This is a genomic window from Kitasatospora sp. NPDC058032 (genome assembly GCF_042885845.1).
Taxonomy (GTDB): Bacteria; Actinomycetota; Actinomycetes; order Streptomycetales; family Streptomycetaceae; genus Kitasatospora.
In genome coordinates this window covers 249212-273823 of the sequence record NZ_JBHVRK010000007.1, presented here as the reverse complement: position 1 = coordinate 273823, position 24612 = coordinate 249212, and the positions used below count along the sequence as shown (strand labels likewise).

At 74.5% G+C, this 24612-nt stretch carries 23 protein-coding genes; 12 read left to right on the top strand and 11 right to left on the bottom strand.

Annotated features, from left to right (window positions below; genetic code table 11):
- Positions 1-274: 274 nt before the first annotated feature.
- Both ACFVUH_RS14685 and ACFVUH_RS14680 read left to right on the top strand, forming a co-directional pair.
- Positions 275-544 (top strand): hypothetical protein, encoded by a 270-nt coding sequence (locus ACFVUH_RS14685; RefSeq protein ID WP_387913464.1) that lies wholly within the window; start codon positions 275-277, stop codon positions 542-544.
- Positions 541-1158, top strand: coding sequence for an acyl-CoA thioesterase (locus ACFVUH_RS14680; RefSeq protein ID WP_387913462.1), 618 nt, complete (start codon positions 541-543; stop codon positions 1156-1158). Before ACFVUH_RS14685 ends, ACFVUH_RS14680 begins: the two co-directional genes overlap by 4 nt.
- 265 nt (positions 1159-1423) lie before the next feature.
- Here ACFVUH_RS14680 and ACFVUH_RS14675 read toward each other — a convergent pair whose 3' ends face one another.
- Positions 1424-2368 carry an ROK family protein gene (locus ACFVUH_RS14675; RefSeq protein ID WP_387913460.1) on the bottom strand — a complete coding sequence of 315 codons (945 nt, stop codon included), beginning with the start codon at positions 2366-2368 and terminating at the stop codon, positions 1424-1426.
- A 233-nt stretch (positions 2369-2601) separates the two neighbouring features.
- Between ACFVUH_RS14675 and ACFVUH_RS14670 the strand changes: the two genes are divergently transcribed.
- Positions 2602-4905, top strand: coding sequence for a transglycosylase domain-containing protein (locus tag ACFVUH_RS14670; protein ID WP_387913459.1), 2304 nt, complete (start codon positions 2602-2604; stop codon positions 4903-4905).
- An 85-nt stretch (positions 4906-4990) separates the two neighbouring features.
- On the opposite strand, the gene ACFVUH_RS14665 is transcribed toward ACFVUH_RS14670, so the two are convergent.
- The 4 genes from ACFVUH_RS14665 to ACFVUH_RS14650 form a co-directional block, all read right to left on the bottom strand.
- Positions 4991-5428, bottom strand: coding sequence for a hypothetical protein (locus ACFVUH_RS14665; RefSeq protein WP_355365298.1), 438 nt, complete (start codon positions 5426-5428; stop codon positions 4991-4993).
- Positions 5425-5862 carry a hypothetical protein gene (locus tag ACFVUH_RS14660; protein WP_387913457.1) on the bottom strand — a complete coding sequence of 146 codons (438 nt, stop codon included), beginning with the start codon at positions 5860-5862 and terminating at the stop codon, positions 5425-5427. Before ACFVUH_RS14660 ends, ACFVUH_RS14665 begins: the two co-directional genes overlap by 4 nt.
- A gap of 273 nt (positions 5863-6135) precedes the next feature.
- Entirely contained in the window at positions 6136-6897 is a 762-nt protein-coding gene (locus ACFVUH_RS14655) for an ABC transporter permease (RefSeq protein WP_387913455.1), read from the bottom strand.
- Entirely contained in the window at positions 6887-7819 is a 933-nt protein-coding gene (locus ACFVUH_RS14650; protein WP_387913453.1) for an ATP-binding cassette domain-containing protein, read from the bottom strand. Before ACFVUH_RS14650 ends, ACFVUH_RS14655 begins: the two co-directional genes overlap by 11 nt.
- A gap of 166 nt (positions 7820-7985) precedes the next feature.
- Here ACFVUH_RS14650 and ACFVUH_RS14645 point away from each other — a divergent pair, with 166 nt between their 5' ends.
- Together ACFVUH_RS14645 and ACFVUH_RS14640 are read left to right on the top strand one after the other, a co-directional pair.
- A complete protein-coding gene (locus tag ACFVUH_RS14645) occupies positions 7986-9260 on the top strand; it encodes a sensor histidine kinase (protein ID WP_387913451.1) in 1275 nt (424 codons plus the stop codon).
- Between the two features lie 112 nt (positions 9261-9372).
- Entirely contained in the window at positions 9373-10047 is a 675-nt protein-coding gene (locus ACFVUH_RS14640) for a response regulator (RefSeq protein ID WP_387913449.1), read from the top strand.
- A gap of 115 nt (positions 10048-10162) precedes the next feature.
- Here ACFVUH_RS14640 and ACFVUH_RS14635 read toward each other — a convergent pair whose 3' ends face one another.
- Both ACFVUH_RS14635 and ACFVUH_RS14630 read right to left on the bottom strand, forming a co-directional pair.
- Positions 10163-10606, bottom strand: coding sequence for a hypothetical protein (locus tag ACFVUH_RS14635; protein WP_355365280.1), 444 nt, complete (start codon positions 10604-10606; stop codon positions 10163-10165).
- A gap of 109 nt (positions 10607-10715) precedes the next feature.
- The gene (locus ACFVUH_RS14630) at positions 10716-11429 is read right to left on the bottom strand and encodes a DJ-1/PfpI family protein (protein ID WP_387913447.1); all 714 of its coding nucleotides are present in this window, start codon (positions 11427-11429) and stop codon (positions 10716-10718) included.
- 188 nt (positions 11430-11617) lie between these two features.
- On the opposite strand from ACFVUH_RS14630, the gene ACFVUH_RS14625 reads away from it, so the two are divergent.
- Positions 11618-12076 carry a nitroreductase family deazaflavin-dependent oxidoreductase gene (locus ACFVUH_RS14625; RefSeq protein ID WP_387913445.1) on the top strand — a complete coding sequence of 153 codons (459 nt, stop codon included), beginning with the start codon at positions 11618-11620 and terminating at the stop codon, positions 12074-12076.
- Positions 12077-12121: 45 nt separating this feature from the next.
- Here ACFVUH_RS14625 and ACFVUH_RS14620 read toward each other — a convergent pair whose 3' ends face one another.
- Positions 12122-13438, bottom strand: a complete 1317-nt coding sequence (locus ACFVUH_RS14620; protein ID WP_387913443.1) for a cytochrome P450 — start codon at positions 13436-13438, stop codon at positions 12122-12124.
- A gap of 172 nt (positions 13439-13610) precedes the next feature.
- Positions 13611-16799, bottom strand: a complete 3189-nt coding sequence (locus ACFVUH_RS14615) for a M28 family peptidase (RefSeq protein WP_387913441.1) — start codon at positions 16797-16799, stop codon at positions 13611-13613.
- Positions 16800-17255: 456 nt separating this feature from the next.
- Between ACFVUH_RS14615 and ACFVUH_RS14610 the strand changes: the two genes are divergently transcribed.
- Positions 17256-18674, top strand: coding sequence for a helix-turn-helix domain-containing protein (locus tag ACFVUH_RS14610; protein ID WP_387913439.1), 1419 nt, complete (start codon positions 17256-17258; stop codon positions 18672-18674).
- Between the two features lie 207 nt (positions 18675-18881).
- Here ACFVUH_RS14610 and ACFVUH_RS14605 read toward each other — a convergent pair whose 3' ends face one another.
- The gene (locus ACFVUH_RS14605; protein WP_387913438.1) at positions 18882-19712 is read right to left on the bottom strand and encodes an alpha/beta fold hydrolase; all 831 of its coding nucleotides are present in this window, start codon (positions 19710-19712) and stop codon (positions 18882-18884) included.
- Positions 19709-20236: a MarR family winged helix-turn-helix transcriptional regulator gene (locus tag ACFVUH_RS14600; protein ID WP_387913437.1), complete on the bottom strand. Its 528-nt coding sequence runs from the start codon at positions 20234-20236 to the stop codon at positions 19709-19711. Before ACFVUH_RS14600 ends, ACFVUH_RS14605 begins: the two co-directional genes overlap by 4 nt.
- A gap of 167 nt (positions 20237-20403) precedes the next feature.
- Here ACFVUH_RS14600 and ACFVUH_RS14595 point away from each other — a divergent pair, with 167 nt between their 5' ends.
- From ACFVUH_RS14595 to ACFVUH_RS14575, 5 genes are read left to right on the top strand one after another with little or no spacing between them, the layout of a single operon-like run.
- The gene (locus tag ACFVUH_RS14595) at positions 20404-20907 is read left to right on the top strand and encodes an RNA polymerase sigma factor (RefSeq protein WP_355363307.1); all 504 of its coding nucleotides are present in this window, start codon (positions 20404-20406) and stop codon (positions 20905-20907) included.
- Entirely contained in the window at positions 20904-21725 is an 822-nt protein-coding gene (locus ACFVUH_RS14590; RefSeq protein WP_387913435.1) for a zf-HC2 domain-containing protein, read from the top strand. The genes ACFVUH_RS14595 and ACFVUH_RS14590 overlap by 4 nt, the downstream gene beginning before the upstream one ends.
- A 26-nt stretch (positions 21726-21751) precedes the next feature.
- The gene (locus ACFVUH_RS14585; RefSeq protein WP_387913434.1) at positions 21752-22558 is read left to right on the top strand and encodes an ABC transporter ATP-binding protein; all 807 of its coding nucleotides are present in this window, start codon (positions 21752-21754) and stop codon (positions 22556-22558) included.
- Positions 22555-23946 carry a hypothetical protein gene (locus ACFVUH_RS14580; RefSeq protein ID WP_387913432.1) on the top strand — a complete coding sequence of 464 codons (1392 nt, stop codon included), beginning with the start codon at positions 22555-22557 and terminating at the stop codon, positions 23944-23946. The genes ACFVUH_RS14585 and ACFVUH_RS14580 overlap by 4 nt, the downstream gene beginning before the upstream one ends.
- Complete coding sequence (locus tag ACFVUH_RS14575) at positions 23943-24485, top strand: hypothetical protein (protein ID WP_387913431.1); 543 nt, start codon at positions 23943-23945, stop codon at positions 24483-24485. Before ACFVUH_RS14580 ends, ACFVUH_RS14575 begins: the two co-directional genes overlap by 4 nt.
- The last annotated feature ends 127 nt before the right edge of the window (positions 24486-24612 follow it).

Sequence of the window (24612 nt, the reverse complement as noted above, 5' to 3'; positions counted from 1 at the left end):
CCGGGGGGAGGGGCGGCGGGAGGGGCGGGGGACGGGACCGGCCGGGCTGGCATTCGGAGGATGCGGCTGATTTTATGCAACGCCAAACTACTCCAATAGTGGTCAGTTTCCGCTCTGGTTCCGTATACCTCCCGGTAGCGCCCCGGGCTGGGATAGCGTCCATGGCGCCGGGGGAAACCGAGCCCGCTCAGCGGGTTCGCACCATCCAGAAATGCCCTACCCATTCAGGGAGAGAACTGTGCGCAATTTCGTTTCGGAATCACGGTCGGAGACCGTGGACGAGCTGCGGCTCGCACTGGAATCGCTCGCGGCCTTCCCGGCCCGCCACGCCGCGGGCGGGGCCGAGGTCGCCAACCGCCTCTCGGCGGTGGCCGATCTGTGCCGGGCGGTCGACGGCGTGCTCGACAGCCTGGTCGTCGAAGCCGCCGCCGAGGCGGCCGAGGAAGGCTGGACCGCGGCCCGGATGGCGTCCGAACACGCCGTCTACTACGCGCGGTTGCGCCGGGCGCTGCTGCTCACCGGTTCCACGGCAGAGCAGCGGTGAACGCGGCAGCCACCCAGGCGGTGGACGTCGACGCACCCCTGGTGGACGTCGACGCACACGTGGTGGTCTGTCCCACCCGGTGGAGCGACGTCGACGAGAACGGGCACATCAACAACGCCCGGCTGGTCTCCTACGTTCAGGAGGGAATTTACGACCTGTGCTGCCACCACCCGGTCGCCGTCCGGGAATCCCTATTCCCGTCCGGATTCCTGATCGCCCGGCACGAGATCGATTATCTGGAGCAGCTGTACCACCGGCCGGAACCGTTGCTGGTGCGGCTGACGGTCGCCCGACTGGGGCGCAGTTCCGCGCACGTGGTGGTCAAGGTGTGTCGTGACGCGAACACGTTCATGCGGGCGCGGACGGTCGTGGTCGCCAGGGATGCGGTCTCCGGCCGCTCCCGCACGCTCAGCCCGTCGGAGCGACGGTTCCTCTCCGGGTTCCTCGCCGACGACGCGGCTCCGGTGGTACCGCCCCGGGTGGCGTTCGCCGCGCCCCGTGGGTCGTTGTCCGCGGCGTCCTCCGGGCACCACCCGGCCCGTCGGCGCCTGTCGAACCCCGCTGCCCTCACCAGGGGCGTTCCGGTGATTCCGGACGGGCGTCGCGTCCGCTGACCCCCGCCGCGACCCCGATCGATGAGCGGCAGGATCCTGCTGGGGCAGGATCCTGCTTGGTTGTGCGGGCGGCGAACGAGGGCGAGCGCGAGGGCGAGCATGAGCGCGAGGGCGGGAACAGGGACGGGGACGGGGACGGGGCGGACATGGGGGCGCAGTGGGGGCGGAGCCGTCGGAGGCTGAACCCGGCGGCAGTGGCGGGGAATTCGGACGTGGATCAGGTGCCGTCGGCCACCGGCCGGCCGGACCGGGGTGCCCGGGCCGCTCAGCGGCAGAGCGCGGCAGCGCCGATCAGTCCGGCGTCGGTGCCGAGTCCGGCGCGGCGCACGTCCAGCCCGCGGACGTAGGGCAGCGCGGCGTAGCGGTCCAGATGGCGGGCGAGCGGCTCGAACAGGACCGGGCCGGCCGTCGCCACCCCGCCGCCGATCACCACCCGCCGCAGGTCGACCAGGGCGGCGGTGGCGGCGATCCCGGCGGCCAGTGCCCTGGCGGCCCGGTCGAAGGCGGCCAGTGCCACCGGGTGCCCGGCCAGCGCGTCCTCGGCCACCGCGCGCGCCGAGCGGTCGTCCCCGGTGGGCCGCCAGCCCCCGGCCAGGGCCCGGCGGGCGATCGCGGTGCCGCCGGCGATGCCTTCCAGGCAGCCGCGTGAGCCGCACGGGCACGGTTCGCCGTCCAGGTCGACGGTGATGTGGCCGAGGTGGCCGGCGTTGCCGCTGGGGCCGGGGCGCACGGCCCCGTCCAGCACCAGGCCCGCGCCGACGCCGGTGGAGACCACCAGGCACAGCGCGTTGTCGGCGCCGCGGGCCGCGCCGCGCCAGTGCTCGGCGGCGGCCATCGCCACCCCGTCGCCGGCCAGCGACACCGGGCGGGCGCCGACGGCGGGATGGGCGGCGACCTCGGCGGTGAGCGGGAACTCCCGCCAGCCGGGGATGTTGACCGGGCTGACCGTGCCGCGGGCGAGGTCCACCGGTCCGGCGCTGCCGATGCCGACGGCGGTGACCCCGGCCCAGCGCGGTGCGGCCGCCAGGTGGTCCAGCACCCGGTGCACCACGGCCAGCACCTCGCTGCCCGACTCCTGTGCCGGGGTGGGAAGTTGGAAACGGTCGGCGAGCGTTCCGGCGGAGTCGACGAGCGCCCCGGCGATCTTGGTGCCGCCGATGTCGACGGCGGCGAACAGCGGGCCGGCGGCGGTGGGCGAGGGTGCGGTCATGGCGGGTGGCTCCGGGCGGGGGTGAAGGTGCGGGTGAGCGGGTCGGACAGGGACAGCAAACAGGATCGGACCGGCGGAGCGCGGCGCGGAGCCGCCGGCCCGTCGGCCCGAACCGGGGGCCGGGGCAGCCGGAAGCGGCCCGGATGTGCCCTTTTGGGCTGTTCCTGCCCGAACCGGAGCGGAAATTCGCGCATGCGTGCAACGATTCGCAACCTCCACGACATCCAGGAAGTATGGAATCGAATCTTCTCCCGACCGAGGACCGGGCCGACGGCGAAGCAACCGGACCTTCCCGGAAGTCGCCGCTCCGGTACGTCCGCCACAGCGCGACGTTCCTGGGCGTCAGCGTGGTGTCCGGTGTGCTGCTCGCGGGCATGGCCCTGCCCGCCGCCGGCGCGCTCGGGCTGACCGCCAAGAGCACGGCCGAGGGGTTCGACGACATCCCGGACGACTTCAAGACCCCGCCGCTCACCCAGGCGACCCAGGTCTTCGACGCCAAGGGCGGGCTGATCGCCAAGGTCTACGAGCGCGACCGCACCGTCATCGCCGCCGAGCAGATGTCGCCGTACATGCGGCAGGCGCAGGTCGACATCGAGGACGCCCGCTTCTACGAGCACGGCGCCGTCGACCTCAAGGGCGTGCTGCGCGCGATCAGCAAGAACGCGGAGAGCGGCACCGCCTCCGAGGGTGCCTCGACGCTGACCCAGCAGTACGTGAAGAACGTCAACATCGAGAAGGCGGGCGACGACCAGGACGCCGTCCGGGAGGCGATGCGCAAGACCCTGGGCCGCAAGATCCAGGAGCTGAAGGTCTCGATCAAGCTGGAGGAGGACCTGACCAAGGAGCAGATCCTCACCAACTACCTCAACATCACGTACTACGGGAACGGCGCCTACGGCGTGGAGGCCGCCTCCCAGCGCTACTTCAGCAAGTCCAACAAGGACCTCACCGTCGCCGAGGCCGCCACCCTGGCCGGCCTGGTGCAGAACCCCTCGCAGTACGACCCGAAGGCGCACCCGCAGGCCGCGCTGAACCGCCGCAACACCGTGATCGACAAGATGCTGGAGAACAAGCACATCACGGAGGAGCAGGCCAAGGAGGCCAAGGCCGCCCCGCTGGGCCTGAAGTACAAGGACCCGCAGCGGGGCTGCATCACCGCCCAGGCGGGCATGGGCTTCTTCTGCGACTACGTCCGGCACGTGGTCAAGCAGGACCCGGTGTTCGGCGCCACCGCGGCCGAGCGCAAGAAGTTCTGGGACCAGGGCGGTCTGAACATCTACACCACCCTCGACCCGGAGAAGCAGGCCGCCGCCCAGAACGCGGTGAGCTCCAACGTCCGGGTCACCGACAGCGTCTCGGCCGCCGCCACCATGGTCGAACCGGGCACCGGCAAGATCCTGGCGATGGCCCAGACCCGCCCGTACGGCCTGGAGCCGGCCAAGAACCAGACCGTCGTCAACCTCAACGTGGACGCGGCGATGGGCGGCGGCAACGGCTTCCAGCCGGGCTCCACCTTCAAGCCGGTGGTCGCGGCCGCGGCCATGGAGGCGGGGCTGTCGTCGACCCAGGAGTACTCCTCGCCGAACAAGATGGACTACCCGACGATGAAGACCTGCGACGGTACCTGGAAGAACACCGGCAAGCCCAAGGTGGCGGTGCCCAACGAGTCCGCGAGCGAGAAGGGGCCGTACCAGCTGAAGCAGGCGATGGCCCTCTCGGTCAACACCTACTTCGTGCAGATGGAGGAGGAGATCGGCCTCTGCGCGGTCAAGCAGATGGCCAACAAGCTCGGCATCACCTCCCGGGCCAGCGGAAAGGCGCTGGACGAGGTCCCCGCGATGGCCCTGGGCGTCGAGGAGGTGAGCCCGCTGACCATGGCGAACGTCTACGCGACCTTCGCCGCCGGTGGCAAGTACTGCGCCCCGGTCGCCGTCAACAAGATCACCACCGTCGACGGCACGGACGTCAACGTCCCGCCCGCGCGCTGCGACCGGGCCTTCTCGGAGAACACCGCCCAGGTGCTGAACACCATCCTGAACGGGGTGACCGAGAGCGGCGGCACCGGTTCGGCGCTCAGCCTGGAGGGCGACCGGCAGATCGCCGGCAAGACCGGCACCTCCGACCACAAGAAGGCCGCCTGGTTCAGCGGCTACACCCCGCAGCTCGCCACCTCGGTCTGGCTCGGCGGCCCCGCCGGGGGTGTGGAGATGCGCAACATCACCATCAACGGCAAGTACCGCACCGAGGTGTTCGGCGCGGACGGGCCCGGCCCGATCTGGCGCGACGCCATGAACCAGGCGCTGCGGGGCGCGCCCAAGCAGTCGATGCCGATGGCGGACATCCCCGACCCGGCGCCCAGGCCGGACCCGGGCGCCACCCCGGGCGCCACGGGCTCGCCGACCGGTGCCGCGTCCGGTGCGCCCTCCGGTGCCCCGTCCGGAGGCCGGGCCGCGACGCCGAACGGCGGCAGGTCCAAGGCGCCGTCGGGCGGCAAGTCCACCGCGCCGACCGGCGAACCGTCGACCGACCAGGACTGACGTCCGGTCGCCGTACGCCGACGCCCCCCGTCCGTCTCGGGCGGGGGGCATCCGCGACGCGGCGGCGGCGCCGCGTCGCGGCAGGCTAGAGCGGACCCCAGCGGTAGAGGGCGGAGCCCCAGGTGGCGGTGTGCACGAAGGACGTCGAGAAGGTGTTCATCTTGACGTAGTAGCCGCTCTGCCCGACGGGCTGGAGCTTGGTGTCGATCTGGTAGACCAGCGAGAGCGGGTAGACGCAGAGCGACCAGTCGTAGTCGCCGTCGTTCACCCGGATGTCCTCGCCGGGTGCGCTGCCGCCCGGGCTGTTGAGGGTCCAGGAGTACGTTCCGGCGTCCAGGTGCAGCCGCCGGTAGGTGCACTTCTGGGGCGGGGTCACCGGGGCGGGCAGCGGTCCCACCTGCCCGAAGTCGGTGATGAACTCGTGCTCGGTGACGGCGTTGGCGGGGACGACCGCCGGGCCGGCCAGCAGGCCCAGCGCGAGGGCCGGCAGGGCGAGGATGCGGGTGATCGCGCGCGACTTCACTTGAGCGGCCCCCAGTTGTAGAGCATGGACTCCCAGTAGTAGGTGTACGTACGGGAGATGTCGAACGAGGTCTGGCGCTCCCAGTACGCTCCGCCGCCCACCTTGCTGAGACGGGTGAACGCGCCCCACATGGTGGCGCGCGGGAACACGCAGATGCTCCAGGTGTAGTCGCCGTCCTGGACCTGGATGTCCTCGCTGGGGGCGTAGCCGCCCGGGGTGCTGAGGGTCCAGGCGTAGGTGCCGGGGTTCAGGTGCAGCTGGCGGGTGGTGCACTGCTGGGGCGGGGTCACGGGGGCGGGCAGCGGTACCAGTTGGCCGTAGCCGGTGAGGAACTCGTGCTCGTAGGCGGCGTTGGCCGGGCTCACCGCCACCCCCGTCACCAGGGCGAGGACGAGGGTCGGTAGTGCGAGGAGCCAGGTGAGTCTTCGCAGCATGCGTGCCTCCGGTCGGCCGGACGCCGCGGGGGCCCGGCGGTGGGGGTCCAGTGGTCTACGCCAATTCTGGTGGCCGGGAGCGCCGCTGCCCATCCCAGAACCCTGGGGGGCGGCGGTCCGCTCCGCCGTTCCCCCAGCCGTTCGCCAGGGCGGTGAGCGCGCAGGCGCGGACGGCGGCGAGCAACTGCTCGTGCTCGGTGCAACCGCCCGCGCGAGGCCGCAGGCCGCTTCCACCGGAGGGTGGGAGCGGCCTGCCGCGTCGTCGGCCGTGGGTCAGGTGTCGCGGCTGCGCAGCGTGAGGTGGCCGGCCAGCAGGGCCGCCGCCGCCCAGGCGGCGACGACCAGCAGGGCCGTCACCGGGCTGAGGGCCGGATCGCCCTTCATGGCCTGGGCGCCGGCGTATTCGGGCAGATAGCGGGCCACCGTGCGCAGCACCGGGATGGCGGCGGCCACCGGAGAGAGCACGAAGACGAACGCGAACGACAGCGAGAGCGCCAGCGCCGTACTGCGCAGCATCGTCGCGAGGCCCAGCGCGAACAGGCACATCAGGGTCAGGTAGAGGCAGGCCCCGAGCACGGCGCGCAGCGCTCCGGGGTGGCTCAGCCCGATGCCGTGCGGGCCCAGCGCCGCCTGGGCGGCGAAGAAGGAGAGGAACGCGGTCGGCACGGCCACCAGCAGGGCCACCGCGGCGGCGGCGACGATCTTGGAGAGGTAGAAGAGACCGCGCTGGGGCACCGCGGCCAGCGAGGTGCGGATCATGCCGCTGCCGTACTCGGTGCAGACCAGCAGGACCGCGAAGGAGATCATGGCCAGCTGGCCCATCTCGACGCCGACGAATCCGGCCTCCACCGGATCGAAGTCGGCGAGGAGCGGGTCGTTTCCGCTGTCGATCGCCGAGCGGGCCGAGGCGCCGTTCAGGATGCCGATCCCGATGCTGACGACCGGGGTGATGAGCAGGGGGACGACCGTCGACCGGACCGTCCTGATCTTGGTGAGTTCGGCCTGGACCACGGCCGTCGCCGCGTTAGAGGACATGACGGTTCCCTCCTGTGAAGGCCTCGCTCCGGTACTCGGCGGCGTCGCCGGTGAGCCGGAGGAAGGCGTCCTCCAGCGAGGCCGTCCGGGTGGCCAGCTCCCCGAGGACGAGCCCGGCCTCGGCCGCGATCCGACCCACCTCCTCCGTTCCGGTGCCGTGGACGACCACGGTGCCGGGTTCCTCCTGGCGGGCCGTCAGCCCGGCGCGGTCCAGGACGCCCAGCAGCCGGTCCGGCTCCGAGGTGCGGACCAGGACCCGGGGCCGGCAGTTGTCGGCGATGAAGTCGTCCGTGCTGGTGTCGGCGAGCAGCCTGCCGCGCCCGATCACCACCAGGTGCTCGGCGGTGATCGCCATCTCGCTCATCAGGTGGCTGGACACCAGGACCGTGCGGCCCTCGCCGGCCAGCCCCTGGAGCAGCGTGCGGATCCAGCGCACGCCCTCCGGGTCGAGGCCGTTGACCGGTTCGTCCAGCAGCAGCACCTCCGGGTCGCCGAGCAGGGCCGCGGCGATGCCCAGCCGCTGGCCCATGCCGAGCGAGAAGCCGCCGGTCCGCCGGGAGGAGACGGACTCCAGGCCCACCATGGCGAGCACCTCGTGGACCCGGGCGCGGCCGATCCGGTTGGTCCGGGCGAGCCACAACAGGTGGTTGTACGCGGTGCGGCTGCTCTGCAGCGCCTTGGCCTCCAGCAGCGCGCCGACGTGCCGCAGTGGCTCGTACAGCTCGTGGTAGGCCTTCCCGTGGTAGCGGACGTCGCCCTCGTCGGGGCGCTCCAGGCCGAGCATCATCCGCATGGTGGTGGACTTGCCGGCCCCGTTCGGGCCCAGGAAGCCGGTCACGCGGCCGGGCCGGACCGTGAAGGTGAGCCCGTCGATCGCGACGGTGTCGCGATAGCGCTTGGTCAGTTGCCGTAGTTCGATCACGACGGCAGGCTGCCGTGCGGCGGTGCCGCGGCACATCGGCCGGCGCTCCGAGTCGCGGCCTCCACCGGGAGGCGGAGACGGCGGGCTCCACCGTCGCCGTCTCCTACCACGGTCGGTCATTCCCGCGGCCGAGGCGCAGGCCCGCCCGGGCGGATACGGTGGGCGCATGGCCCGACTCCCTCCTCCCTGGCGGACGCTGTACCGCGACGGCGCTGTCCGCCCGCTGAGCCGAGGCGAGTTGGCGACCGCCGACGGCCTGGTGGCGGTGGCGCTGACGGCGCTCTTCCTGGCCCTGCCGGGGCCGGCGTGGAGTTCCCACGGCGGATGGTCGGTCCGGCTCGCCCTCGCGGCCGCGATGGGACTGCCGCTGGTCCTGCGCCGGGCCCGCCCGGCGGCGGTCTGTGCCGTGGTCACGGCTGCCTCGGTGGTGGCCTCGGCGGCCGGTACCGTCCGGGAGCCGTTCCTCGGGGTGGCCTTCGCGCTCTACCAGGTGGCCGTCACCAGTCCGGTCCGGCGGGTGCCCACCCCCGCGATCGGCGCGGTGAGCGGCGGTGTGCTGCTGCTGCTCCTGGTCTCGGGCGTCCCGAGCGGTGGTGGGCAGGACCTCGTGCTCCACCTGGCGGGCCTGGCCGTGGCCGGGATGGCCTGGGTGCTGGGCCGTGCGGTCCGCGAACGGCGCGCGCACGCCGCCCGATCGGCCCGGCGGGTCGCCGAGGAGGCCGTGGCGGAGGAACGGCTGCGGATCGCCCGGGAGCTGCACGACATCGTGGCGCACCACGTGGGGGTGATCGCGGTGAAGGCCGGGGTGGCCAATCACCTCCTGGCCACCCACCCGGAGGGGGCGGGCGACGCGCTGCGGGTGATCGAGACCTCCAGCCGCTCGGCGCTGAGCGAGATGCGGCAGATGCTCAGCGTCCTGCGGGCCGGCGAGTCCGGACCGGAGGCCGACGGCCTGGACGGACTGCGGCCGGCGCCCGGGCTCGCCGCGCTTCCCGAGCTGGTGGCCGGTGCCACCGCGGCCGGGCTCACCGCCGAACTGCGCACCGAGGGAACCGTCGACCTGCCGCAGGGTGTGCAGAGTTCGGCGTACCGGGTGGTGCAGGAGGCCCTGACCAACGTGCTCAAGCACGCCGGGCCGACCCGCTGCCGGGTCGAGTTGGTCGCCGACGGGCGGGAGCTGCGGATCGAGGTGACCGACGAGGGCGCCGCCGCGGTCCGCGGTGCCCGGCGCTCCGGCCGCGGCGGCGGGCACCCGACCCGGCACGGGAGCGACGAGGCGGCCGGGCACCGGAGTGGCCACGGCCACGGTCTGATCGGCATGCGGGAACGGGTGGAGCTGTTCGGCGGACGCTTCGAGGCCGGGCCGCTGGCCGGCGGCGGCTTCGCCGTCCGGGCCGACCTGCCCTACCGTGCCCTGGTGCCGGTGGGGCAGGAGCCCTGACCAGGACCGGCGCTCCGGACCGCCCGGGTCCGGAGCGCTCCGGACCGGCCGGACGGCTGCGCTACCCCTCGCCCCGCGGCCGGGGTGGAACGACGATCGTGTGGAGGACCGTGTGACCGAGCCCATCCGTGTCCTGGTGGTGGACGACCAGGCGCTGCTGCGTGGCAGCTTCCGGATGCTGATCGACGCCGAACCCGGCCTGACCGCGGTCGGCGAGGCATCGGACGGGGCCGCCGCGATCGCGCTGGTCGCCGAGCAGCGGCCCGACGTGGTGCTGATGGACGTGCGGATGCCCGGAACGGACGGCATCGAGGCCACCCGGACGATCTGTGAGCGGCACCCGGGCGTGCGCGTCCTGATGCTCACCATGTTCGACCTGGACGCGCACGTCTTCGCGGCGTTGCGGGCCGGAGCCGTCGGCTTCCTGCTCAAGGACATCCCGCCGGCCGACCTGCTGCACGCGATCCGGGTGGTGGCCGCGGGGGAGAGCCTGCTCTCGCCGAGCGTCACCCGGCGGCTGATCTCGGAGTTCTGCCGGCATCCGGCCACCGAACCGGCCGGTCCGCCGCCCGCGCTGGACGGTCTGACCGGCCGGGAGCGGCAGGTGCTCCAACTGGTGGGCGCCGGGCGGTCCAATGCGGAGATCGCGCAGGAACTGCACGTCTCCGCGGCGACGGTGAAGACGCACCTGGGTCATCTGCTGGACAAGCTGGACGCCCGGGACCGGGTCCAGCTGGTGATCATCGGCTACGAGAGCGGCCTGCTCACCCCGCGCCACCGGGTCTGACCGGTCCGCGCCGCGTCCCGGACGGCACGTCAGCGCCGTTCCACGGGGGATCCGGTGGGCACGGGGGCGCTCGGAGGAAGCCTCCCGGCACCCCGGGCGCGCTCGTCCCCGCGGGTCAGCCGCCGTTGCCGAAGGTGCCGCGGGGGCCCGCCGGTTCGGCGCAGGACCGGCAGACGACGCGCGAGTAGACGGCCGCCGGGCCGCGGATCACCGCCTCGACGCCGCCGTACAGCGACTTCGTCCCCGCCGGGCCGCCGCAGATGTGGCAGCTGCGCAGGGCCTGCGCCCTGGTGTAGCAGTCCCAGCAGACCAGCCGGTCCGCCGCCTCCGCCAGGATGGCGGTCGGCTGCGGGGCGGCGAGGTGGTCGCAGTGGCGCAGGGTGCCGTCCGCCTCGGCACGGAGCATCACCGCCCGGGTCTCGTGGAACCACGGCGCGGCGCGGTCGGGTGTGGTCCGGACGGGGGCGGGGCGTCCCGAGGCGATGAGCAGGCGTTCGGCGTGATCGCCCGCGGCCCTGATCTGGTCGGTGACGGCGAGGCCGGCGGGGTCGTCGCTCATGGGCACGTCCTTGTGCGAACGGTGGGGCTTGCGGGACAGCGGTCGGGGGAGTGGCGCGCGTGACGCGGCCGCCGCTCCCGGTCTCCCACTGTTCCACCCGCCGCCCGCGTTACGCCTCCTCGGCGGGAGAGGTGTGGGCGTGCGCCCGGGGCGCGCGCTCCCGCTGCGCGCCGTAGGGGCGCAACAGCGGGTCCGGCGGCGCCTGGCCGAGTTCCTGCGCGCGGGCGAGCACCTCGGCCGGGGCCTTCTCCACCGAGCCGGTGTCGAAGGGGGGCTGCGGGTCGTACTCGGTGCAGAGCTGGATCGCCTGGGCGGTGACCTCGTCCGTGAGCAGGGCGGCCAGCCGGACGGCCATGTCGATGCCGGAGGAGACCCCGGCCGCGGTGATCAGCCGGTCGTGGCGGACCACCCGGTCGGCGGTGTAGACGGCGCCGTGGGACTCCAGTTCGGCGGTCGCCGCCCAGTGCGTGGTCGCGGTCAGGCCCTTCAGCAGACCGGCCGCGCCCAGCACCACGGAACCGGTGCAGACCGAGGTGGTGAACCGGGTGCCGGCGTGGATCCGGCGCACCCAGTCGAGGAAGGCGGGATCGGCGAGCATGGGCCGGATGCCGCCCCCGCCCGGGATCAGCAGGACGTCGCAGCGCTCCACCTCGGAGTACGCGGTCGGGACCTGCACCGGCAGCGCGCCGAACGTGTCCCGCACCAGGCCGGGTTCGGCGGTGACGAAACGGACGGTGGCACCGGGCACGAGCGCGAGAATCTCGTAGGGTCCGATCGCGTCGAGCGGTTCGAAGCCCTCGAAGAGCGGGATCACGATGTCCATGCTCCGCAGCATAGCGACCGACCGGTCGGGCCCGTCCGTCAGCCGTCGAGCAGGCCGCGGCGCCCGACGTCGCCGCCGCCGCGGGCTGCAGTGACCACCGCGACCTGCACGGACACCGGAACGGGTGCGGCACCGGCGCTTTGCCGTCACACTTGAGGCAGTCCGCTCACGACGATGGAGTGAAGGTCATGCCGCTTGAGGGCGAGTACGAGCCGAGTCCGGCGCAGTGGGTGCGCGAGCAGGTCGAGCTGTACGAGAGTTCGGGCGGAACCCGGGGCACGACGCTGCGGGACACCGGCCTGCCGGTCGTCATCGTCACGATGCGCGGCGCGAAGAGCGGCAGGATCCACAAGGTCCCGGTGATGCGCGTGGAGCACGGGGGGCGGTACGCGGCGGTGGCCTCGAAGGGCGGCTTCCCGAGCCACCCGGACTGGTACTTCAGCGTCAAGGCCAACCCGGGGGTGGAGCTCCAGGACGGCCCGGAACGCCGGGACATGACGGCCCGTGAGATCGCCGGGGACGAGCGGGACGAGTGGTGGCGGCGCGCGGTCGCCGCGTACCCGCCGTACGCCGAGTACCAGGAGAAGACCGACCGCGTGATCCCGGTCTTCGTCCTCGAGCCCGGGCACCCGGCCGGCCCGGCGTAGCCCCCGCCGCCGGCGAGGGCCCCGTCGGTGTCCCTGCTGTGCTGCTCAGCCGCCGGTGGCTGCCGTCAGGACCGCCGGGGTCGGGCCGTCGGGGCGGACGGTGATGCCCCAGACGGCGCCCGCCGGGGTGCTCCGGAAGTCCACCGTGTGGGCGGGGAGCAGGAGTTCGAGCAGGGCGGTGGACTCGCGGAGGGCGAACTGGGTGCCCAGGCAGGCGCGGGCGCCCAGGCCGAAGGGGAAGTAGGCGCCGAGGTGGGCGGGGCGGGTTCCGCCCGGGGTGAAGCGGGTGGGGTCGAAGCGCTCGGGGTCGGGCCACAGGGCCGGGTCGCGGTGGGTCAGGTAGGGGCAGACCAGCAGGTCGGTGCCGGCCTCGACGTGGTGGCCGGCGAGGGTGTCGTCGGTGAGCGCGTGCCGGGGGAGGATCCACGCGGACGGGTAGAGCCGCAGTGTCTCGCTGACCAGCGCCTGCACCGCCTCGCGCCGCTCGGGCGAGCCCTCCGGGCCGGCCGCGAGGGCCCACGTCCGGGCGTCGGGATGGGCGTCGAGCAGCAGGTACAGCCAGGTGAGGGTGGTGGCGGTGGTCTCGTGGCCGGCGACGAGCAGGGTGACGAGCTCGTCGCGGATCAGCCGGTCGGTGTACTCGGGGTGGTGCTCGGCGGCGTCGAGCAGGTCGCGCAGCACCCCGGGGCCGTCGGGGCCGTCCTCGCGGCGGCGGGCGGCGTCGACGGCGGCATGGGCGACGGCGTCGATCCGCGCCAGGTCGCCGGCGACGGCGTCGTGGGCCCGTGCGCCGTCTGGCAGTTGGGGGAGGGCGGCGACGACGACGGGGATGCGGTCGAGTTCGCGCTCGGTGGCGGCGTCCAGCGGGTGGCCGGTGAGCGCGCGCCAGATGGTGTCGAGGGCGAAGTGGCGCATCTGCTCGCCGATGTCGACGCGCTCCCCGCTCTGCGCGTACCCGGCCCAGCGGTCGGCGGTGCGGCGGGCCGCGGCGGCGATCCGCTGCTCGTAGCGGCGCATCCCTGGGCCGGTGAACTGGGCCTGCAGCATGCGCCGTTGGCGCTTCCAGGCGTCGCCGCTCGCGGAGAGCACGCCGTCCCCGGCGAGCATCCGGGCGCGGTGCGAGCGCTTGACGTAGCGCTCGGGGTGCCGGCCGAGCACGTGTTGGACGGCCTCGGGGTCGGTGACCAGGACGGTGGGCCGCGGGCCGATCCGGAACGCGGCGACGCCGCCGAGCCGCTGCCGGGTGCGGGTCAGCAGCTCGATCAGCTCGGCCTCCTCGGCGCGCCACTGGGCGACCTCCGCCGGCGCCAGCTCGGGCATGGGCGCTGCGGGCGATGAGCCGGGGTTCGCGGTCGTGGTCACAGCAGCTCTCCTCGGTCGGCGACGGACGGCCCGCGCCGACTCTACGTCAGCCGCCGTGCTCCCGCCGCGCTCCCGCCGAACCGCCGCCCGAACGTGCGGCGGTGCCGCGGCCCGTCCCCCTCGACGAACCGCGGCACCGCCCTTATCCCGTCCCGGAGACGATCCGGTCCGCTCAGATCGCCTGCCAGAGGGCCGGGACGATGTTGGGCTCCCAGCCCACCTGGGCCGTGTGGCCCTGGAGGCACCGGTAGCTCACGCCGTTCCAGGTGACGACGTCACCCGCCTGGTACGTGGTGCCCGGGGTCCAGGTGCCGCCACCGGGGCCCGGGTCGGAGGTGACCACCAGCGAGTAGCTGCTGGTGTGGGAGACCGAACCGGTGCCGGTCACGGTCAGGTTGTACGTCCCGTTCGGGACCGACGAGCCGACCGCGATGCTGAGCGTCGCGGAGCCGCCGGACTGCACCGAGGACGGGCTGACCGAGGCGGTCACCCCGGCCGGCGCGCCGGAGACGGCGAGGTTCACCGTCTGGGCGGAGCCGGAGGTGGTCTGGGTGCTCACCGTGGCGGTGGTGGAAGCGCCCGGCTTGACGTTGCCGGTGGCCGGGTTGACCGAGACCGAGAAGTCGTTGGTCGGGATCGGGCCGCTGCCGACCGAGGTCTTCCACAGGGTGTAGGCGACGCCGTCGGCGCTGCGGTCCAGCACGGTGGCGTTGATGTTGCTGGTGGTGTCGCACGACGAGTGGTAGCAGGAGTCGTACGCGCGGCCCGCCGTGCCGCCCCACTTCGCGGCCTGGGCCGAGGTCTTGGTGGCGCTGGCGCCCGCCGCGTAGCCCGAGGTCGGGATGCCGGCGGACTGGAACGAGGCGTCGTCCGAGCGGCCCTGGCCCTCGACGTTCTCCTCCGGCTGGAGGTTCAGCGAGTCCCAGTACGCCTTCATCGGCGCCGAGGTGGTGGAGTTGACGTTGTTGATGAAGTAGCCGGCGTTGGGCGAGCCGACCATGTCGAAGTTGTAGTAGCCCTTGATGGCGCTGCGCTGGGCGGATCCGAGCTGGCTCACGTAGTACTGCGAGCCCTGCAGGCCCTGCTCCTCGCCGGTCCACCAGGCGAACCGCACGTGGCGGGTCAGGGTCGGGTTCTGCTGGGCGAGGACGAGCGCGTTCTCCAGCAGGACGGCCGAACCGGAGCCGTTGTCGTTGATGCCCGGGCCGGCGCTGACGCCGTCCAGGTGCGCGCCGAACATGGTGACCTGGTCGGACGGGCCGCCGGGCCAGTCGGCGATCAGGTTGTTGGCGGTGTAGCTGCAGGTGCCGCAGGTCTGCTCGCTGACCTGGTAGCCGGCCGCCTGGAGCTTGGCCTTCACGTAGGCCAGCGACTGGCTGTACCCGCTGGTGCCGGTGCGCCGGTTGCTGCCGTTCTGCGAGGCGATGCTGTTGAGCTGGGCCAGGTGCGCCTGGACGTTGGTGACGCTGATGTCGGGCGCGCTGCCGCCGGGGTTGCCGCCGCCGACCGTCAGCGTGTACTGCGCGGTGTGGGTGGCCTGGCCGGTGGCGGTGACCGTGATGACGTAGCTGCCCGGCGCGGTGGTCGCGCTGGTGGAGACGGTCATCGTGGCGGAGGCGCCGGTCTGCACCGAGGACGGGCTGAAGCTGACGCTCGCGCCGCTCGGGGCGCCGGAGGCGGTCAGGTTGACGCTCTGGGCGCTGCCCTGGGTCACCTGCGTGCCGACCGTCGCGGTGGCCGAGGAGCCGGGCTGGACCTGGCCGGAGCCCGGGTTCAGCGCGAGGGAGAAGTCGCTGACCTGGCCGGTGCAGGTCGGGTCGCCGGTCTGGGCGGGGACGCTGACGGCGTCCCAGGCGGCCTTGGTGCGGTTGAACAGGTTGCAGGTGGAGTCGAGGTTCTTGGCGGCGGTCAGGGTGGTGGTGCGGTAGCGCTTGTAGGTCATGCCGCTGGTCTTGAGCAGCATGCCGCCGTAGAAGATCCGGCCGGCGTCCTTGATGCCGACGCCGGTGACGCTGGAGCTGTTGCAGGTGGGGCTGGTGGGCTTGCCGCCGCCGGGGTTGGAGCCCTCGGCGAGCAGGTAGAACCAGTGGTTCAGCGGGCCGGCGGCCGCGTGCACCTCGGTGCTCGGGATCGAGGACGAGTAGCAGTTGGGGTTGTTGCTGACCAGCGAGGGGTTGTACATGTTGCGGATCGGGCCGCTGCCGACGAGGTTGATCATCTCGCCGACGAGGTAGTCGGGGCTGTCGTACGGGGCGGGCTGGTTGGCGTAGGCCTCGGTGAGCGCGCCGAAGATGTCGCCGGTGCCCTCGCCCAGGCCGTTCTCGTTGTTGGCGCCGCCGGGGGTGAACTGGTCGATGCCGTGGCCGAACTCGTGGCCGACGACGTCGATCGAGGAGATCCACTCGTTGGCGTTGCTGTGGCCGATGGAGACCGAGGAGCCGTCCCAGTAGGCGTTGACGTCGGCCAGGCCGACCTTGACGGGCCAGCTGCCGCCGTTGCCGTCGTGCCCGTTGCGACCGAGCCAGTCGCGGAGCATGTCCCATTCCTTCTGGGCCGCGAACATGGCGTCGCCGCAGCCGGTCTCCTTGCTGGTGGGGCTGCCGGTGCCCCAGGAGTCGGAGGACTTGGTGAAGACCTGGCCGGTGGCGTTGTCGGCGCAGCTCAGGCCGGGGCGGCCGGGGTCGCGCAGCGAGTAGGAGCTGCCGGAACCCGTGGTGTTGATGGTGGGGTTCGGGCCGTTCCACTTGGAGTTGAGCGTGCCGGCGCGGGCGTCGTCGTAGCTGTCGACGACCTCGCCGCTGCGGGCGTCGACGAAGACGTGCAGGGTGCTCGGGGCGCTGCCGTTGCTGCCGGTGAGCACGGTCTCCCAGGCGAGCCGGCCGGCGCCGTCCTGGACCCGGACGACCAAGCGGCGGGACTGCACGCCGTCGACCTTGGCCAGCTTGGTGCGGGCGGTCTTCTCCGCGTCGGCGGCGCTGACCAGCGCGGTGGTGGGCACGCCGACCGGGCCGGAGGAGGCGGACTGCAGCCCGCGGACCTTGCCCTGGCCGTCGGCGAGCACGACGGCGTCGCCGCCGACCACCGGCAGGCCCTTGTAGGTGCGCTGGTAGGCGACCGAGTAGAGACCGCCCAGCCAGGGGGTCACGGACTGGCGCTCATAGGTCTCGTCCGGGCCCTTGGCCAGGGCGTCCAAGCCCGCCGAGGCCGCCAGGTCGGCGGCGTTGACGGCGGCGGCCAGGGCGCTGGGCGGCGCCGAGACGGCCGGGCCGGGGTCGGCGGCGGCCTGGCCGACCGCGGTGGCGGTCAGCATGCCGGCCACGACGGCCAGGGTGGTTCCCGCCGTCAGCAATCTGCGTTTCATTCCGAGGCTCCTCGAACGTGGGGGTGCTCGATCGCGGACGGTGTGCCGTCAGGGCGCTCACCGCGGGGCCGTTTGGGGGGCGGCTGTGTGCGGGCGTCCGCGCTCGGGTGCCGGAACCCTCACACGCCGTCATGGCCCGGTCAACGGTCCGGGCGTGCGCTGCGGACGGTTGGCAAGTTCCGTCAAGTGACGTCAGGAACCTTTTCCGGGCCGGGAATTGAGGTCTGACGGGGCGTCCGGGCAGGTCGGAGGCGGCGGCCCGGCCCGGCCCGGGGCGGCGGGGGAGGCCGGGGCCGGCGCCTGAAGAGGTTGAGACCAAAGGGGGAAGAGGTAGAGACCAGTAACCGAAAGTGGTTGAGACCATCTCATGTACGCCGGAGGCCCTCGTCCAGTACCGTCCTCCTCAGCGGACCTCCCTACCGGGAGGGCCCGGAACGCACTCGGGAGGGCAGCCCCGTGCACCGGAACCGGGCGTCGACCAAGCCCGCCGAGGACGAGGCCTGGCGGGCCTTCGGGCTTCGCCTGCGCCAGTGGCGTCGTCGTGCCGGTCTCACCCAGGCCCAGCTCGGCGCCGAGATCGGCTACGACCACACGGCGGTCAGCAAGCTCGAACACGGCACCCGCCGCACCAGCCCCCGGATCGCCGACCGTCTCGACGACCTGCTGCTCGCCGGCGGCGAACTGCGCGACGCCTGCCGGCGCGCCGAGGAGGGCGCGCTGCCCGTACCGGCCGGGCCGCCGGCCGCCCCCGCCCCCGCCGAGCCGCCGACCGCCCCCGGCGACTGGACCCGCGCCCCGCTGCCCGGCCCGCCCGTCGCCGCCCTGGTCCCCGCCCTGCCGCCCGGCCTCGCCCCCCAACTGCCGGTCCGCCTCCCCGACTACGGGCTGCTCTGTCCGCTCCACGACGCCGCGGGCTGCGACGTCCCCCCGCCGGCCGACCTCGCCGTCCTGCACGCCGCCTTCCGCGCCGCCGACCCGGCCGCCGCGCCACCGCTGGACCCCGACACCGTGCACGCCCTCGCCGGCCTGCTCGCCGCCCACCTGCGGGCCGGCGACGGCCCCGGCACCCCCGGCACCGAGGCCGTCGAGGACACCCTGCGCGTCGTCCTGCGCCGCCTGGCCGTGCACCCGGCCGGCCCCGCCCGCCGCCCGCTCGCCCGGCTCGCCGGCGAGTACGCCCACGCCGCCGGCGCGCTGCGGATGCAGGACGGCCGCAACGCCACCGCGATGGCCTGCTTCTCCCGCGCCCTCGGCTGGGCCGAACTCGCCGAGGACGCCGCCACCCAGGTCGCCGCGCTCAGCGACATGAGCTTCCTCGCCCGCCTCGACGGCGACCCCGGCGCCGCCCTCGGCTACGCCCACGAGATCGTCCGGGTCGCCCCCACCCGGCACTGGGCCGGCGCGATGGGCCAGATCGGCCTGGCCCGTGCCCATGCGATGACCGGCGACGTGCGGTCCACCGTCCGTCACATCGCCCGCGCCCGCCACCACCTCGACCACATCGGGGTCCACGACGAGTCCGACGCCGCCTGGCTCTCCATCGCCTCGATGCGGCTGCGGGTCGAGGCGGGCGCCGCCGCCGCCCTGCGCGACGCCGCCGCGGCGGTCGACGACCCCCGGCTCGCCCGGCGCGCCGTGCACGCCGCCGAGACCGCGCTCGCCCTGCTCGCTCCCGACCAACTGCCCTCGTTGCGCCTGCTGTTCACCGTCCGGGTGGCCGACTGCCACCTGATCGCGCACGACCCGCGGGCCGCCGCCGAACTGGTCCGGTCGGTCCTTGCGGCGGGCGACGGCGAGGCCGGGCTGCCGCCGCTGGTCCGGCGCGAGCTGGCGGGCCTGCGCAGCCGCCTGGTCGGCCACGGCCTCGCGGGCTGAGCGGGCCGGGGACTCCCGTCACCGCTGCCGGCCACGTCGGGGCTGTCGCGAAGGGGAGCGTTCGGCCGGCGTCCTCGGTTCGATCGGCCTGCTGCTCGGCGGCACCGTCCTGGCCGTCGGCGTGCCGGCGAGGTCCGTCACGGCGAGGACCGGCGGGCCCTGGGCCCCCGAGGACCTTCCGGGCGCGCCCGCCGGGTAGGCCTTCCTTCAGAGGGCGGCGAGGAAGCCGTCCAGCTCGCGTTCGAAGAGGTCGGGGCACTCCAGCGGGACCATGTGCGCGGCGCCGGGCAGGACCAGCTCGCGGGCGTGCGGGGCGCCGTCGGCTATGGCGCGGGCGTTGGCCAGGATGTCCGCGCCGTCCAGTTCGCCGGTCAGGACCAGCGTCGGCGCCCCCAGCTCGCCGAGGCGCCCGGCCGCGCCGGCCTCCCGCGGGCGCCCGGCGCCGAAGCCGGCCGCGTGGCGCAGCACGTTGGCGGTCACCGAGGCGCGCAGCCGCTCCCGCAGCGCGCCGTCCACCTGGGCGGGGGAGCGGTGCGGGCCGTCCGCCCACATCCGCAGGAAGTGCTCCACGAACCGGCCCACGCCCTGCTCGCCGCCGGCGCCCAGTGCGGCGATCTGCTGCTCCGTGTGGTGGGTCACGAAGGGGTCGGTGAACGGTCGTCCGCTGACGCCCGGCGCGGTGAGCACCAGGCCCGCCACGGACGCGGGGTGGGTGAGCGCGGTGTCCAGGGCGATCCGGGAGCCGAGCGAGAGCCCGACCAGTACGGCGCGCGGCACGTCCAGGTGGGCGAGCAGGGCCCGCAGGTCGTCGGGGTGGGCGTAGTCGCCGCCGACGGTGGAGGAACGGCCGTGTCCGCGGGCGTCGTAGCGCACGACGTGCCGGCCGGCGGCGGCGAGCCGGGTGAACTGCTCGTCCCAGCTGTGCCGGTCCAGCAGGCCGCCGTGCAGCAGGACGACGGCCGGTCCGGCGCCCTCCGCGACCTCGTAGGACAGCTCGCCGTCCGTGACGGGTACGGTGCCGGTGCGCGCTTCGGTCATGTTCCGTCCGCTCCTTGATCGTTCCGGTCGTTTCGATTGCGCTTCTCGGCCGTTCGCTCCAGTTCCTGGAACACCTCGCCGAGCCGGTCGAGCACCCGCAGGGCGGTGGCGACCGCGTCCGGGTCCAGATCGCCGAGGTGGCGCCGCAGCGCTCCGTGCTCGGCTTCCTGGACGCGGGCGAGCACGCTCTCGCCCCGCGCGGTGAGCCGCACCAGCGAGGAGCGCCGGTGCTCCGGATTGGCGACGGTCTCGGCCAGCCCGAGCGCCTTGGCGTCGTTCACCAGCCGCTGCACGGGCTGCCGGTCCAGGTCCAGCGCCCGCGCCAGCTGCGGCACGGTCCGCGGCCCGCCGCGCCGCAGCGCGTCCAGCACCGCGTGCTGCCCGGCGGTCATGCCGGTCCCGGCCAGCCCGCGTTCGACCGCCCGCAGGACCACCCGGTGCACCGGCCACAACCGCCGGATCACCTCGTGCAGCAGCCCCTCCACGGCCGGGCCGCCGCCGTCGACCCCCTGACTGACACTCATGGTGTCATCATGACATCAACGGTGTCATCCGTGAACCCGCCGCGGCTCACGTGACCGGGATCACGTCTCCTCGAAAACCGGCGGGCCCGTCCGTCCGTCTAGCAGGTGTGAAACGCGCCAAGGCGGCACCGCCGCAGGAACTGGACGAGGAAGGCCTCCTCCGCCGGGTGGCCCGGGGGGACCGGGTCGCCTTCGAGGAGCTGTACCGCCGCACGTCGCCGTGGCTGGCCGTGCGGCTGCGCCGCCGCTGCGCCGACGAACAGATCGTCGCCGAGGTCATGCAGGAGACCTACCTCGCGGTGTGGCGGGCGGCCGGATCCTTCACCGGCACCCGCACCGGCGGCACGGCCGTCGGCTGGCTGTGGACGATCGCCGCCCGCCGCCTGGTCGACGCCTTCCGGCGCCGCGCCCACCACGCCGAGCCGCCGGCCGCCGCCGCCCCGCACCGGGTGGCGCCCGCCGCCGAGGAGGAGGCACTGGTGGCGACCGTCGGCGGTGACGTCGGGGACGCCCTGCGGCGCCTCGCGCCCGAACTCAGGGACGTCCTCCAGGCGATGGTGCTCGACGGACTGTCCGTCCGGGAGACCGCGGTGGTCCTCGGACTCCCCGAGGGCACGGTCAAGACCCGCGCCCGCCGGGCGCGGACCGCGATGCGGGAGGCACTGGCATGAGCAGCACGGAACACGCGTCGGAACGGCTCATCGACGGCTACGCGCGCGGCGCCGCCGGCCTCGCCACCGACGAGGTGTGGGCCCTGGAGGCCCACCTGGAGGCCTGCCGGACCTGCCGCGACCGACTGTCGGCCGCCGTCACCACCGGGGCGCCCGCCGTGGCGGCGCTCACCGAGGCCGTCTGGGACGGGCTCGCCCCACAGCTGGACCGGGCCGTTCCCGCCCGCCGCCGCCTGACCGCCCGTCTCTCCCCGTGGACGACCCCCGCCATGACCCCGTGGCTGGCCATGGTCCTCGCCGTCACCCTGCTCGCCCTGCTGCTGGACCTCACCGGCCCCGGCTCCGGCCGGATCTCCCTGGTTCTGCTCCTGGCCCCCGTCCTGCCGGTCGGCGGCGTGGCGCTCTCCTGGTCCCGCGGCCTCGACCCCGCCCACGAACTCACCGCCGCCACCCCGAGGGCCGGCCTGCCACTGCTGCTGCGCCGCACCGTCGCCGTGCTCGCCGTGGTGATCCCCGCCCTGTTCGCGGCCGGCTGGGCGACGGGGCTGACGGCCGCGCAGTGGCTGCTGCCCTGCCTGGCGTTCACCTCCGCCGCCCTTGCGCTCGGCGGGCTGATCGGCATGACCCGCGCCGCCCTCGCCCTGACCGCCGCCTGGGCCGCCGCCGTGTCCGCGCAGGCCCTGGCCGCCGGCCACACGCCCTCCGTCCTGCGCGCGGACGGCCTGCCGCAGTGGGGCTGGGGCCTGCTCCTCGCGCTCGGCGCCGCCGTCGTCCTCACCCGCCGGGGCGCCTACACCGCACAGGGGCCGAACCGTTGAACCTCCGGAAGAACAGGAGCCGCACGATGCCCGCAGTGAGCACCGCCGACCTCGCCCCCACCCGCCACGCCTGGCAGATCCGCGCGAACGGACTGAAGGTCAGGGCCGGCCGCCGACGGATGGCCGTCGACGGCCTCGACCTGACCCTCGGCACCGGCGTCCACGGCCTGCTCGGCCCCAACGGCGCGGGCAAGACCACCCTCATCCGCGCCCTGGCCACCGTGCTGCGCCCCGCCGGTGGCGAGCTGGAACTGCTCGGGCAGTCCCTGGGCGGGCCGGGCGAGTACCGCGCGCTGCGCCGCCGGATCGGCTATCTGCCACAGGATTTCGGCTACTACCGGCGTTTCACCGTACGGGAGTTCGTCGAGTACATGGCCTGGCTGAAGGAGGTTCCCGCGGCCGACGTCCCGGCCGCCGTGCAGCGCGCCGTCGAGCGGGTCGGCCTGGCCGACCGCGCCGACGAGCGGATGAAGGCGCTGTCGGGCGGCATGGTGCGGCGGGCCGGCATCGCCCAGGCCATCGTCAACGACCCGGCGGTGCTGCTGCTCGACGAGCCGACGGTCGGCCTGGACCCGGCGCAGCGGCTGCGGCTGCGCCAGCTGCTCCAGGAGCTCGGGACGGACGCCTGCGTGGTCGTCTCCACCCACCTCGTGGAGGACGTCGCAGCCGCCTGCACCGACGTGGTGCTCTTCGCCGAGGGCCGTCTGGTCTTCCAGGGCACCCCGGACCGGCTCGCCGCCGCCGGTGGCCCGGAGCACGCGGGCGACAGCCCGCTGGAGCGCGGCTACTCGGCGCTCCTCGCCGCCCCCGCGCGGACGGGGGGTGCCTGGTGAACCTCCCGTCGCGGGTGCTGCGCACCGAACTGCGCCGCTCCGTCGCCCCCTGGGCCGGCGCCGCCGTCCTGGCGGCCGCACTCGCCTTCCTGGAACTCGCCCACGGGCCGTGGTCGACGGGCACCACCCGCTGGACGGCCCAGTGGACGTCCATGGCCCTGTGGACCCGGCACCTGCTGGTGTTCCTGTGGCCGCTCGCCCTCGGCCTCGGGGCTCTCCAGGGGTTGCGCGACCACCGCTCGGGGACCGTCGAACTGCTCGCCACCACCCCGCGGCCGGCCCGCCACCGTGCCGCCGCCCTCGTCGCCCCGACGGCCCTGGCCGTCGCCGCGGCCTTCGGGGTGCTCGTCCTCCTCGGCGCGGTGCGGGTGCTCGCCGGCGGCGCCGCGTCCACCGGCGCCGGCTGGCTGCCGATCTCGCTCGTGGGCGCGCTCGCGCTCGCCGCCGGGGCGGTCCTCGGCGTGGGGGTCGCCCGGACCCTGCCCTCGGCCCTCACCCCGCCCGCCCTGGCCGTCGCCGGCTTCGCGCTCACCAACGTCCTGCGCCAGACGACCGATGCCGCCGTCCCGGCCTCCGCCGTGCCGAACCGGCTCTCGCTCCTGTCGCCGACCGTCGCCGACGTCCGCCAGACCCTCTTCACCCTCTCCGCTCCCGTGCACCTCGGACAGACGCTCTGGCTGCTCGGCCTTGCCGGGACGGGTCTCGCCCTGCTGGCCGCCGGCACCCGGCGCGCCCGGCTGCTCGCCCTCACCCCGCTCCTCGCGGGCGCGGCGCTCGCCCTGCCCCTGCTCCCGGCCGACCCGCGCGACACCTACGTCCTCGACCGGGCCGCGACGGCCCGGGTGTGCGACGGCCCGGTGTGCGTGACGGCGGCCCACCGGGCCCGCCTCGACGAGCTGGCCGGCCCCGGCCGGGACGCCCTGGGCCTGCTGCGCGGCGCCCTCGGCGACCGGGCACCGGCCACCGTCCACGAGACCACCACCCCGCGCGCCATCGGCGACCCACCGGAACGTCCGTACGAGGCACTGCTCGTCGACTTCGACGACGCGGTGATCGGCGCCGCCGGGGGACCGGAGCTGACCCGGGCGCTGGTCGGCCAGGGCATCGCCCCGCTCTGCAGCCCCCGCGGCGACCGCGAGAGCGGCACACTGCCGGAGACGGTCGCCCAGAGCATCGCGGCGGCCTGGGCCCTCGGCGACGAACCGCGGCCGCTCGACGGGACGATGCACCGCGCGCAGGACCAGGCCGAGCTGGCGGCCCCGGCCTGGCGGGCGTTCAGTGCGCTGGCGCCCGCGGAGCAGCGGCAGCGGATCGTCGCCCTGCACACCGCCGCCGTCGCCTGCACGGACGACCCGCTCGACGTCCTGGCCGGCGGTGCGTCCCGGTGAGATGGCCGATCCTGTACGCGCGCTCGCGCCGGCTGCCCGCCGCGCTCGCCGCCCTGGCTCCGCCGGCCGCCCTCGCGCGGCTCGGCGACGCCGACCCGGCGAGCCCGCGGCTGTCCACCCTCCTCCTCGCCGCCGGGGCGATGGCGCTCTCCGCCGGATTCGGCGGCCCGGACCTCGCCCTGGACCGCACCGCCGCCCTGCGCTGGGCACCCCGCCGGGCGGCGCACGTCCTGCTCGCCATCGTGCTCGTCGCCGCCGTGCTGCCGCCCGGCCCCCTCGCCGTCACCGTCCGCGACAGCGCCGGCCTCACCGGCCTCGCCGCCCTCGGCGCCGCCTGCTGCGGGCGCCCCTACGCCTGGCTGTTCCCGTTCACCGGGCTCGCCGCCTCCTTCGTCGTCCCGCCCGCCCCGGACCTCGCGACCCGGATCCTCACCTGGCCCCTCCTCCCGCCCGACGCGACCCCCGCCACCGTCACCGCCCTCACCCTCGCCGCCACCGGCACCGCCGCCTACGCCCTGGCCGGCCCCCGGCGCCGGTGACCTGAGCCGGTGACCTGAGCCGGTGACCTGAGCCGGTGACCTGAGCCGGAGATTCGACGGCCGGAGCCGGCGGCCCTGCCGGGGATCCGACACCTGAGCGGCGTGCCACCCCGCTCAGGCGTCATGC